11 protein-coding genes and 1 pseudogene are annotated in these 13,070 nt (G+C 22.5%); 6 read left to right on the top strand and 6 right to left on the bottom strand.

What is annotated here, in order from left to right; all coding sequences use genetic code 4:
- The 4 genes from AAHM95_RS00005 to AAHM95_RS00020 form a co-directional block, all read left to right on the top strand.
- A partial coding sequence (locus AAHM95_RS00005) for a hypothetical protein (protein WP_342273751.1) occupies positions 1-643 on the top strand: 643 nt, incomplete at its 5' end.
- Positions 644-646: 3 nt separating this feature from the next.
- On the top strand, positions 647-2,929 hold the full coding sequence (locus AAHM95_RS00010) for a hypothetical protein (RefSeq protein ID WP_342273752.1): 2,283 nt from the start codon (positions 647-649) through the stop codon (positions 2,927-2,929).
- A gap of 143 nt (positions 2,930-3,072) precedes the next feature.
- A complete protein-coding gene (locus AAHM95_RS00015) occupies positions 3,073-4,314 on the top strand; it encodes a hypothetical protein (RefSeq protein ID WP_342273753.1) in 1,242 nt (413 codons plus the stop codon).
- A complete protein-coding gene (locus AAHM95_RS00020; protein WP_342273754.1) occupies positions 4,265-6,283 on the top strand; it encodes a hypothetical protein in 2,019 nt (672 codons plus the stop codon). Before AAHM95_RS00015 ends, AAHM95_RS00020 begins: the two co-directional genes overlap by 50 nt.
- Here AAHM95_RS00020 and AAHM95_RS00025 read toward each other — a convergent pair.
- Together AAHM95_RS00025 and AAHM95_RS00030 are read right to left on the bottom strand one after the other, a co-directional pair.
- Complete coding sequence (locus tag AAHM95_RS00025; RefSeq protein WP_342273755.1) at positions 6,280-6,585, bottom strand: hypothetical protein; 306 nt, start codon at positions 6,583-6,585, stop codon at positions 6,280-6,282. The two genes, AAHM95_RS00020 and AAHM95_RS00025, sit on opposite strands and share 4 nt — an antisense overlap.
- Positions 6,586-6,735: 150 nt before the next feature.
- Positions 6,736-8,442: a hypothetical protein gene (locus AAHM95_RS00030; protein ID WP_342273756.1), complete on the bottom strand. Its 1,707-nt coding sequence runs from the start codon at positions 8,440-8,442 to the stop codon at positions 6,736-6,738.
- Positions 8,443-8,505: 63 nt separating this feature from the next.
- On the opposite strand from AAHM95_RS00030, the gene AAHM95_RS00035 reads away from it, so the two are divergent.
- A complete protein-coding gene (locus AAHM95_RS00035) occupies positions 8,506-9,666 on the top strand; it encodes an Mbov_0401 family ICE element transposase-like protein (RefSeq protein WP_342273757.1) in 1,161 nt (386 codons plus the stop codon).
- Between the two features lie 304 nt (positions 9,667-9,970).
- Here the strand turns inward: AAHM95_RS00035 and AAHM95_RS00040 are convergent.
- The 4 genes and pseudogenes from AAHM95_RS00040 to AAHM95_RS00055 form a co-directional block, all read right to left on the bottom strand.
- Positions 9,971-10,501, bottom strand: a pseudogene (locus AAHM95_RS00040) (lipoate--protein ligase family protein); the annotation flags it as partial.
- 37 nt (positions 10,502-10,538) lie between these two features.
- Positions 10,539-10,874, bottom strand: coding sequence for a biotin/lipoyl attachment domain-containing protein (locus AAHM95_RS00045; RefSeq protein WP_342273759.1), 336 nt, complete (start codon positions 10,872-10,874; stop codon positions 10,539-10,541).
- Positions 10,875-10,963: 89 nt separating this feature from the next.
- On the bottom strand, positions 10,964-12,013 hold the full coding sequence (locus tag AAHM95_RS00050) for an alpha/beta hydrolase (protein WP_342273760.1): 1,050 nt from the start codon (positions 12,011-12,013) through the stop codon (positions 10,964-10,966).
- 256 nt (positions 12,014-12,269) lie between these two features.
- Positions 12,270-12,716 carry a hypothetical protein gene (locus tag AAHM95_RS00055; RefSeq protein ID WP_342273761.1) on the bottom strand — a complete coding sequence of 149 codons (447 nt, stop codon included), beginning with the start codon at positions 12,714-12,716 and terminating at the stop codon, positions 12,270-12,272.
- Here AAHM95_RS00055 and AAHM95_RS00060 point away from each other — a divergent pair.
- Complete coding sequence (locus AAHM95_RS00060; RefSeq protein WP_342218931.1) at positions 12,715-12,936, top strand: hypothetical protein; 222 nt, start codon at positions 12,715-12,717, stop codon at positions 12,934-12,936. The genes AAHM95_RS00055 and AAHM95_RS00060 overlap by 2 nt on opposite strands.
- The last annotated feature ends 134 nt before the right edge of the window (positions 12,937-13,070 follow it).

Genomic DNA, 13,070 nt, shown 5'->3' on the forward strand with positions numbered 1-13,070 from the left:
AATTAATAAATTAAAAGAAAAAGCAACTGATTTATTTACTAGTGCAGAAAAAAGAGCAATTAAACACGCACAATTAATTCCATTAAATTCACCAGTATTTATGGGTTGTAAAATTCAACCTTTGTCATTAGATAAATGTGCAATTACTATTTATCATCGTAATCCTAAATATAAACCAATTACAGTTGTTGATAGTATTCTTAAAGCAAAAACTTTTGTTACTCAAATACATCCATTTCATTGATATCGTTGATATAGTGGTTGATACATTGGTTATGGTGTTAATCGTAATAAATGATTAAAAGCAATAGCATTTGCTCCACCAGTTGTTCAACAAGTAATTAGAGATAGTTTTAAAGTATATAGAGAAATATTTAGAACTATTAGAACTTATCATAAAGTAGTAAATGTTATTAATAATCCTATTGAAAATATTAACAAATCATTTAAAAATGTTGGTTTAAAATTTTCAGTAAACACTTTATTTGGTACTGGATTATTACATCATTTAGAAAAATTTGCATATAGTCAAGTTGTAGAAAAGGGTAAGAAAAAGTTGCAAAAAGAAATTATCCATATTTCACATAGAAAAACTAAAACAAAAACTAAGCATTATAAAAAAGCATTTTTTAAGGAATGATAAATTATGATTAATAAACTTTGAACTGATGTCAGTCTTGAAAATTATAATAACTGATATCCATTAACTGGAAAAATTACAGAAACCCCACAGCAATATATACAAACATGATCTAATGTTAATGATTGATTTAAAACTTTTGCTATTCGTGCTCAAAATGATATTAATGCTTATCTTGATTTTATTTTATCTAAATTTCCTTTCGATAGTTTTAAAGATGAATTAATTAAAGAAACATTAAGAGATATGGTTTATGTTATGGTTGAACATTGAGTATTTAATCGTACACCAATTGAATTTAATGTTGATGCTACTATTCAATTTAATAATGGTACTCAATTTAGTGCAAATAGTACTCCTACAATTAATGTTTGAGATTTAGCACCTAGTAGAATGAAAATATGAGCAAGATTAACAGAATTAAAACAAATATTTTCAAGTTATAATGATGATGAAATAGATGTTGAAAAAATTGACTTAAAAGCATTTTATACTAGAAATCAAGTTGATGAATTAATTGAACAACAAAAAGAATTTACATTATCAAAACAAATTAAATTATATGATGATTTAGTTGATGATAATGAAAATGAAATATATAGAGGTCCTGTTAGTAAATTTATTAATAAAGGTTATGTTGCAACAGATTATGATAAAGAAACTGAAACAATGATTTTAGATTGACCAGATGAAATTGGAACATTACCACCAGAAGCATTACAAAATAATCCGCAAATTGGTGATTTTACTCATGCACCAACTTGTGATTTTTCTGCTAAACAACAAAAACGAATTACTACTAATGAAAATGAAATTACCAAATTAAATACTGAATTAATTAAAGCAAATGAAAATATTAATGATGTTAAAAATAATTGATTTAATATTGAAACTAGTCCTTTATGAAAGAAAGTTAAAAATGAAAATATTAAAACAGATATATGATATATTATTGATTGAACATATTATTTTATCGATAGTAAACAACTTATTATAAGTAATAATAAATTAACTAAATCTAATATAAGAATTACTAATAGTCAAATAGAACAAAAGCAAATAATAATTGAAAATATTGATGTTAATATTGATAAAGTAACATTATTATATGATGTTGATTTAATAAAGTTTATTGCTACTAATAACACAAAAAAGTATAAACCAATAATTCATAATATATATCAATATCAAGGAATAGGTACACCAACTGAATTTATAGCAGAAGAAAATACTGAACGTGATTATTATACAAAACTAGAAACTAATAATTTATTAGATAAAAAACAAAATAAATTAATTGCTGGTACTAATATAACTATTGATGAAAATAATAAAATTAGTGCTATTGGTGGTTCTACTGATTTAACTGATTATTATAAAAAAGAAGAAATAGATAAAAAATTAGAAGATACAAAAGCATTATTTCCAATTGCTTTTTCTATGAATGCTATTGGTCAAGAAATTCCTAATTTAGAAACTACTAATAAAACAGTTGTTGGTGCTATTAATGAAAATAAAAGTAATATTGATAAAAAACAAGATAAAGAAAATTGAAAAATAATAGGTAAAAGTCTTGATAATCGTACATGAGAAGATTTTGCTCTTAGTTTTAATAAATATTATAGAGTATTTATAACATGAGATAAACCACCTTTTAATCAAACAAGTGTAAAACTAAAAATAGAGTTTAAGAGTTCTGCATATATAGGTGGAGATTATATGCTTGTTAAAGGTAAAATTGATAATGAAGATGCTTCATTAATTATTAAACTAGGAACTGTTGATGGTAATAAAAGTCAATTAATTATTATTGGTGGAAATAAACAATATGGGAATATATTTTCATTAGAAGAATTACAAGATACTATTAAAGTTGATATTAAATCAAAATTACAAATAAGGTCTGGTAGTTTAACTACAAATGAAATAGAAGAAAATATTTGAGATATTGAATTAAAAAATAATCCAACACCAAGTCCAAGTGGTTCAAATTGAAAAGAAGTAGGAACAAGAGAGAAAAATAAATGAGATAATTGACAAATTACTTATTATTTTCAAGAGAATAAACATTATAGAGTTTATTATTCTTGAAGTATATATAATCCAGTTTATACTATTCAAGAATTTATTATAACTGATAAAAAAATTGCTGGTGTACCAATACAAACCTTTAATGATAGTGCTAATATAGTAATTTTATCAGTTCAACATGCTAAATTTATTACTATTTATAGTGGAAAAGGTAATTTAAAAGGTAATGTATGAAAATTAGAAGAATTACAAGAATAATATTATGTTTTTTAAAATTATAAAAATTATTTTAGGTTTAATTGGAGTAATTCTGTCATCAGCAACAGCGGGTTTAATTATATTTATCATTGTAAAAATAATATTAAAAATTAATCAAATATTTTAGAAAGGTGGTGAATATTATGTTAAGTTTATTTAAAAGAAAAGATAAAACAAATACTAGTGATAATCAAAATGAAAAAGTAAAATTTTTAACTAATAAAAATAAAAGTACACATGCTTCTATTTTAAATTATTTTGGTTTTAATGATTTTAATCATGAAACTTATTTTACTGATTTTGTAGCAGAAAATAATGCTAATTTATATAATGCTCCATTAGATATTAATAATGAAACTATTAAACAATATTTAATTCAACAAGAATTTTATAGAAAAAATTGAAATTCTATTTTTAAGTTAAGTAAATTAGGAATTAGTGGTTATTTAATTTATATTGCTAATGATGACTTATATTTTCAAGTAGTGGATATACAACAAAGAGTTTATGATATTACTGGTAAATTAATTCAATGTACTATTTTTTATGATAGTTATCAACAAAATGCACAAACTGTAAGATTATTTGAAATTTATACACTAAATAATGAACAAGTAACTATTAATCGTGCAATTTATAGTATTAATGATAATAAAAAACAATTTCCATTATCTTTTAAAGAATATAGTAATAATCCTAATTTAGAACAAGAACAAACACTAAATATTAATTATATACCAATAGCAATTATGCGAAATAAAGCAAATGAATTAGCAGATTGTAATAAAGTAATGGATAAAATTAAAGCATTAGATGTCATTTATGAACAAATTGTTTTAGATACCATTTTAAATTCACCTAAATTTATATTTAGTCAAACTTATGGTAATGTTCAATCAGCATTAGAAGAAGCAGTAAGAACATTAGTTACTAAAAACTACATATTTAAAAGTGGTGGAGATAATAATGAACAAAACGAAAATATCAATATGACAAATAGTAATTTTAAAGGTAAAAATTTAACTGATATATATGATTGAAATGTTAATGAAATATTTAAACGTTGTGGTATTCATATACCAAGTCAAAAGAAATCTGCACAACAATCAGTACCCGAAAGTACAGCTGTAAATATTTCTACTATTAATTATATTGAACAAAAATTATGGCAATTTAATATTGATATTCTTAAATTTATTCAAATATTAGTACGTTTAGATAAAGATTTATTAAATAGTAAAACATTTAATATTAATGATGAACAAGAAATTAATAATTTAACTGTTAAATTAAAATTATTTAATCCCGAAAATAACCAATTAATAGGAGAGAACAATGGAAAACAACAACAAACCACAAACGAAGTTTCCACAGAAACAAACTAAACTTAATCAAGCAGAAGTAGAAAATGATTATTTAATTGATAATATTCCTTATGATTTTACAAATATGATGGGTGCTACTAGTGACCCAGATATTAATAGAGCATATGATGAATTTAAAAAAAGAACAATTTATATTTATGAAATTGAACGTTTATTTAAAAATAATGAAAATAATAGTTTAAAATTTTCAGCAAATACTATTAAAATAGGTTTTATTGATATTGATAAAGTATTAAAAACTACTGCTGTTGAAACATCTGATTTTACTATGCAATTAAATCAAAGAGCAAGTACTAATATTAATGATAATACAATTGAATATAGTATGACTGATATTAAAAATTTAATATTTCAAGAAATAAATTTATTAAATCAATTTAAGTTATATGCAGTTAATATAAATGAACCTTTAACTGAAAATAATATTGATAATTTATATATAATTAATAATTATTCACAACCTTATCAAAATCCAAAAACTAGAAGTACTAAAAGTATAACTATTATTAAAATTAAAGATTTTAAAACAAGAGATGGTTATCCAATCATTATTAAATTACAAAAACCATTAGATAAAGATACAAAAGTTACTGGTTTAAAAATTAAAGCCCCTAGAAGCATGATTTTTGGCAATATAAAGGTACTTGGTGAAGTTGACAATATGGAAGTATACCCAAAGTTATTTGTTAAAGATAAGATAGCATTTCCGCTATTATCAATGCCTATTGAAACTCAACCAAAAGTTAGAATATTACAACAATGATTTAGTGAACAAATATTACCTTGAAACTTAGCAAAACAATTTATAGGACAAGAAAAATCAGTTTTAGATTTAATTAAAATTAGTACTGGAACTGAAACAAGAAGAGAAGTTATTAAAAATGCAAGAGTGACACATGCTTGATTAGGATATGAAATGGGTACTGTTTGAGATGGTAAGTGACCATTAAAAAAACAAAAAGAATTAAAAGATAAAGAAGTTTGAAATTTTGCTGGTGAAAGTCAATTTTATAGTTATGTTGCTACAAATGATAAATTTGATGATATTGAAATTGAAATAAAAGACGCACCAACTAATGATAGTTTACAAAAAGTATTATTAGGCATGCTAAGTTATACATATAATTATAATAGGAATTTTGATGGTTTTAAACCAGATACTTTAAATTCAAAAATAGCAGAATTACGTGCTAAATTTGAAGGACAAAAACCAGAAGAAGTTATTACAAATTTATTTAAACAATGGGAATTAGATTATCCAAATTATGTAAAATTACAACAAATACAAATTTTAAAAAAAATAATAAATATGCTTTCTAAATATATTTATTCTACTAGTTCAATTAATAAGGGTTTGAATGATGATTATAAACTTTTATTACCTTATTATTTTGAATTAAAATCAAATCCAATTCATACAAATCCAACTGATGTTTGAGAATTTAAAGATGTAAAAGTAATATTAAAATCTGAATATTTTGATTTTACAGATATTAATAATATTAAATTAAAAAATAATGATATTAGTCAAAATGAATTATTTAAACTAGATGATAACCAATTTAACTGACTATCTATTACAAATGAATTAGAAAGTAATAATATTCCATCATTAATTCCTGCTGATTGAACACTAGGTAATGGTGAATATGGTAAGTATTTTACAAGAGCAATTATTGATAAAAATAAAATTGAAAATGCTTTAAATTTATATGGTTCAAATAAATCTCAATTATTTTCTAAATTAGAATTTTATAAAGAAATTGCACAAATTGATAATAATAGTGAATTTAAATTACAAATCGAAAATCCGATTAATAACTTAAATCGGATTGAACTTAGTGGTATATTTGGCTCTGGAAATTATGATTTAATTTTAATAACTGATAAACAAGAAATAAATTTAACTAATATTAATTTATTTGATAAATATAACGAAAATATTTCTTATATAAATTTAGAAATTTAGATTTTTTTATTGAAATATCCAACTGGATAAATTCCATCTCACTTTATATCAACATTAGGATAAGTTGGATTAATAGATAAATATAAAGTTATTTTATGAATATCATCTGTTTTTCTTTCTCATATTGTTGTACAAGACCCCCCCCAGTGAACATTACCATCATAATCTAAGTAATATTTTAAATCATTTACTTTATTATGTGCTATTGAACCAATTATTAAACCAGTTACTCCACTTACTGCACCAGTTAGTGCTAATGCTAATGTTATTTTACTTAAATTTGTTTTTATTCATGTTTTCATAATAAATTTCTCCTTTTTTCCTTGATTTTACTTATAAATTGTACTATTTTTGATTATTTTTACAAGTATGCTTTTAAATGGAAAATAATGCCTAAATAAAAGGCGTTTATTTTGTGATACCTATACTATTAATGATATTCAACTTGTTTATTATATAGCAAATGTGAAGATGCTTTTTTTGACACTAGCATTATTTTTACCCCTAATTACATTTTTATATGGATATAGTGAATAAAATAAAGCATCGTAAGGGTCTTGGTACATATTTTTATCAGGAATGTTAGTTTTTGTTTCATCATAACGTAATTCTTCTAAACATTGAGTAGTTTTTGGTAAATCATCTTGATTTGCATAAAAGTTTCCATAACTCATAATATTTCTCATTCAAACTACTCTATTAGTTAATCCTGCTTCTTGATTTAAATTTGAAGCATGTTTAATAGCAGTTTGTGTTATTAGAATAGTATTATGCTCATCTATTAATTTTTGATTTAATCAATCAATTGCTGTTCTTGCTTTATCATCATAAAAATAAATTGCTTGGTCAAAATTTTCAAAATTATCCATTAATCCTAAAATTTCATTTACATAAGCATTAATTTTTTCATTTTCATTAATAAAATCATTAGGTGTAACTACTAATTCACAAATAATATAAGCATCATAATATCCAGTATTATTATATTGTTTAAAACCAACTATCATAAATACAGTATGGTCTTTATGTCCAGTTGCTCAATCAACACCAACTGAATAAAAATCAAATTTATACATATCTTTTTCTTCATTATAAAATTGTTTTAAATCATATGGTTGTCAATATTTTACTGTTTTTTGAAATGGAAAAATTGTTGCATCACTATCTAAAAATTCAAAACCATAAAAAACAGTATTAAATTCATCGGGATTACTTTTTTTCATTTCTAATAATGTTCTTTTTTGAATGTCTGGTAATTTATTTCAAAATGGTTGAATAGTAAATCTTAATATAAATAAACCTAAACCACTAAAAATTTCTTTATTTTCATAATAAACTTTACCAACTTTTTTAAGATTTTCCATAATTTTATCATTTAATGGTAAAAATGGCGTGCAATACTTTAAATAAAATGGATGGTATTTATCGTATGGATTACATGTAAAAGTAATGAAAAAACTTTTATAAAAATAACGAGTAATCTTTTGTCCAAAGGTAGAACTATATATATTTTTATCAATAAATGTTCAACTTCACTCTTTAATAGGTTCATTTGATACTTTAATACGATTACTTCTAAACATAGAGTTTTGTAAACGTTCATATCGATATGTTAATTGCTTTTCAGTTAATGTTTCTTTTTCTTCTGCCATAATAATTTCATCTGTTCTTGAACCTAAAAAACTTGAACCACCTGCTTCTTTTCCAAAAATTTTATTACCATTAGCATAACCAATAAAGTCAATTTGTTGATTATTAGGAAAAATAATACAACCACCATCCTTAGTAATTTTTCATTTAATTCCATGTGGATTATTAGGTAGTAAATTAATATTATATGTATCTAATAAAACTTGACAAACATTCATTAAAGCACCAATTGTAGTTTCACTATGAGTATTTTCATATCTTCTTACTTCTTGAACACTACTATCACTAAAATTACAACATATAAATAAATCAAATGCTAAGCAATTTCAAGTTTTTCTTGTTCCACGTGCTGTTGGTATAAAACGATAAAAACAATTAGTAGTAAAATATTCGGCTCATTCATCACCAACAAATTTTTTAAAAATATCTCAACTAAAACCATAATTATTATCACTAAAATTAAGATTATATTTTTTATTTAATTGTGCATAACTAGTGATAAAAGCCATATTTACTCCTTATTAACATATATAAGTTAAAATTAAATTATTTAAAAGAAAGGAACATTAAAAATGTTAACACTACCATTCCCTAATCATTTTGATTGAGACAAACACTATTTTAATCAAGATGAATTAAATTTACAACAAACAGAAGAATTATTTAAAAAAATAGATGATTATTTATGAAATACATGTAATAAATCTTTATATAAATCATATAGATTTAGAAAAAGAAAATTAAAAACAAAAAAAGGTTTATTAAATTATAAACGACGTATTTGTACATATTATAACCCAAAAACACAAAAAAAGGAATTTGTTTCATTATTAGATATATATCTTGGTGTTAAAAAGTATAGTAAATTAGCACCAGATGTTATTAAACAAATTTTAAAATATTTTGCTGATGGTAAAAAGTATCGTGATGTTTGTGATACTTTTATTGAAGATTTAATAAGTAATAGTACAGTTTGTAGAAGATATCAAAAATTTGAATTACCAAAAGCAAATATTCCCAAAATACCATTACAACCAAATCAAAATTTATATGTAAATATTGATGATGGTCATCGAAAATTTAAGTTTAATGAAAAACACAATACTAAAAATTGTAAAAAATGTTCGATGAGATTAATAGTAATGTGTACTGGTAAAAAGAAAAATGGAAAATTAATTAATAAAAGAGCAGTTTGTAAAATAAGAGTTTCAAAAACAGAAATTGGTGCTGAAAAAACCGCAAAATTAATAGAAAAATATGGTAATTTATTTTTTGAAAACTTTGACCAAGCAAATTTAATAGTTTGTGGTGATAGTGCAAAATGAATTAGAAAAACTGCTACAATTTTAAATGCCAAATTTATTTTAGATAAATTTCATGCTTTTCATGTTTTATTTCTTGGTATCATGGCTGGAAGAAGAAAAAATCAAATTGCTAAATTACACTATCAAAATGCAATAAATTTATTTGCCAAAGGTGAATATTATGAATTAATTGATTTTTTACAATCATTAACTTTACAATATAAAAAATTAAAAGTTGGTTATTTTATTAATGCAAAAGATGGTGTATTAAACCAAGCATTAGTTGAAAATATTGGTTGCTTTACTGAAACTAATATTAAACAAATTTTAAAGCATATGATTGGTGATAGAACTTATAACATTGATATGTATACAAAAATGGTTAATTTTAAATGCTATCAAATAAATACTGCCATCCAGTTATTATAAATTAAAATAAAAATCCCTAATTAAGGGATTTGCCTAAGAGACCACGTACTTTACATACGCTTAGTAATCATAACGGTATACGGTTTATCTTAAAGGACTTTATTACATTATAACATATTAAAAACTTATTAAAGATGCTTTAATAAGAATTTTTGAGTTATAAAAGTAAGTATTATTGTTGACTAATATTTTTCAAGTGTTAAGATTAACATACAATTGCATATTGAAGTCAAAATTATTCTCGTCTAACTTTATAATTTTAAGACAAATTTGAATATTATTGACAACATCGGTACGCTCCCATTTTACGACTTGGTTTAAGTGCCAAGATCATAGCATCCAAATCAATATCATAAAGTAATGAATAACCACCATAAATAATATTTTCTTCTTTTAACATAGCTGCTCCAGAAACTTTTTTACCATTAATTGTCAAATCATTTTTTCCACTTTGCATGATATTTTTAATCCCCATATCTTTAAGCACTTTTATAATTGGCTTATAGAATTCTTGGTAATTAGCATAAATCGAATTAGTATTAGAATTTAATGGAATTAAAAAACAAAAATTTACTGAATTTGAATCAATAAAAATAGCTCCTCCTCCAGTATCACGACGCACAACTGGAATATTATTTTTATCCAAATATTCTTTATTAACTTCAACCTCTGGATTTTGAAAATATCCCAATTGAATATGAGGATCACAAATAAAAGGAAATATTATCGTTTTGTTTTTTACTTTTAAATTATGTAGTGCTCATACTTGAATCGCTAAAGCATAAGCTCCATCTTTGATATATTTACCATTTCTTATAGGTTCAATTAAAATCATAATATTCCTCCAATTTTATTAAGTTTGTAAATCAATTTTAATTATCTTCAAGTTCTAAAAATTCTTTTTCAACTACATCTGTTAATTTCAAAATTCAATTATCTTTAGACTTTTTTGAATTGAAAAGAGTTGGATTTTCAATTGCTCTTTGATTATATTCCAAAACCTTTCTTGTTAGTGGACTGCGCGCATGCAAAATAGCTTTTGAAGCCTCTACTGTTAATACTAAATCATTTTTATTAACTACATCATTTTCTGTATTATATTTAACATAACACGCCATACCCATATCATCTTGTAATTTGGGTGTAGGACTAATTATGTATATATTATCTTTTTTTTCTATTATTAAACAATTTGCATTTTTTTTCATTTTTTACCCCCTAAAATAAAATAAGAAATGTTCAATGAATAAATTAAGACTATAGTAACTTTTCTTAACTCTATCTAATTATTATTCATTTAATATTTATTAATAAAATTTTTTATCTCATTAATATAAGTTTGATGAGCATTTGGCAAAGTTTCAACATGACCAATATTTTCTAAAAATAAATAATTATAATTTTTATTATTACCTTTAATTTGAAAATTATGAATAACATTTGACATGAAAAATGGGACAAAATCATCTTTTTTACCATGAATTAATAAGGTAGGAACTTTAAATCCTGTTTTTAGTTTTTTTAATAAATCATATTCTAAAATATTTGTATTTGTAAATTTTTGATATCTTTTAGATATACCATTACTAATTAATCATCAAGGTTTTTTATAACGATATTGCATAACGTAACGAAATTGAACAAGTAAATTAGAGAATCCACAATCAGTAATTGCTCAATTAATTGAACTGATTGGTGCATAATTCAACAAATAATAATTAATTGTTGATGCACCCATACTATTACCAATTAAACCAATTGTTTCAACTTGATAATTAGTCTTTAATCAATTAATTAAACAATTAACATCTTGCGCACAAGTAAGACCAGTATCACTATATTGACCATAAGTTTTACCATGAGCAACACTATCAAATGTTAAAATATTATATCCTTCTTGATAAAATCAAGACACTAACCTTAAAGCTAAATATTTATTTTCAGTTCAACCATGAAAACCAATAACTCATTTCTTGCTTTTATTTTTTTGAATAACAGCTAAACAACTAATATCTTCATTATTATTATTTTTAATAACAAATTCTTGATAATTTTCTTTTTTTCAATCAATTGGATAACCATATTTATTAAGTTCTTTAATCTTACAATCATAATAATGATAATCAAAACTATTAATATCAACTAATTGATCATCATTAATTTTAACATTTCCTTCTTTTTGATAAGTAAAACAAAATTTAAAAAATTGTTTTTGATATTTTTTTGAATAAAAATAAACAAAAGGAAATAATAAAATAACTAATAAAATTTTGCTAAAAGAATAACAAAATTTTTGATAACCATTCATTAAAATTTCGTCACTAACAGAATCATTTATTACCTTCATTTCCCGGTCTCTCCTATCTAACAAATTTGTATCAAATCCATATTTGATTAAAAAATAACTAGTTTTATTTCTTATGTACCATGTCCTTTTTTTGTTACAATCTAATTTTCCTTAAAAAATATTTTTTTTCAAGATCTATTTTTAAATTTTATAATTTTTCTTTTTTTAATTATAAAAATAATATATTATTCAATATTTAAATAAACTTATTGTATTTTTAAAAATTAAAAAATAAGAATATATTTTGTTTAATTGCTTATTTTCTAGTACCATGTAAAAAAGAAAAATATGATCCAACACCAAACAAACCAATAAATGTTAGGCAAGAAAATACTGGTTGATAAATATTGGTGAATGATAGTTTATAATCAACTGAAGGAACAATCTGAAAAAAATTATAATAATTTTTATCACTTTGACTATAAAAAATAAAATTAATTCAAGTTATATATTTTTGTGGTACAAAATATCCAATAATAATGGTTGGTGTTGAAATTGTATATGTCATATCAATAAAAAAGTCACCAAATAAAATAGAAGTTAAAAAAATAATTATATTAATTGTTTGAATTATATAAGGATTTTTTATAGAACCAGAAATTAATAAAGCCAAGAAAAAAATAACAATAATATTTAGACTAATACTAAATATAAGACCAAATCATTGTGAAAAAGTTTTCATTGCTAATATTCATACTGTCATGATATTAGTTCCTTGTAACTGATCAAGAAAAAATAAATATCCAAGTAATATAAATACTGTACAAAAAGAAATAACAAAAATAACAATTAATAAACTTAAAATAAATGCAATCTTATTGATACCAAAATTGTGTAATTGTTTTAAAAAAACTGATTCGCGTCATTGACAAATAAGATGACCAATTAAAAAAATATTAAATAATATTGGTAATAAAATATAACTAGAAACTATAATATAACGATTATATTTAATAATTGACTGTGATGTTAAAAAATAAACTAAACTAAGTAAAATAACGGGCATTATTAAAAAGTAAATATAAGTTCTAAATGTTTTTAAAATTGTTTTAAACAT

The organism is Spiroplasma endosymbiont of Phycita roborella (genome assembly GCF_964031195.1).
Lineage (GTDB): Bacteria > Bacillota_I > Bacilli_A > Mycoplasmatales > VBWQ01 > Spiroplasma_E > Spiroplasma_E ixodetis_A.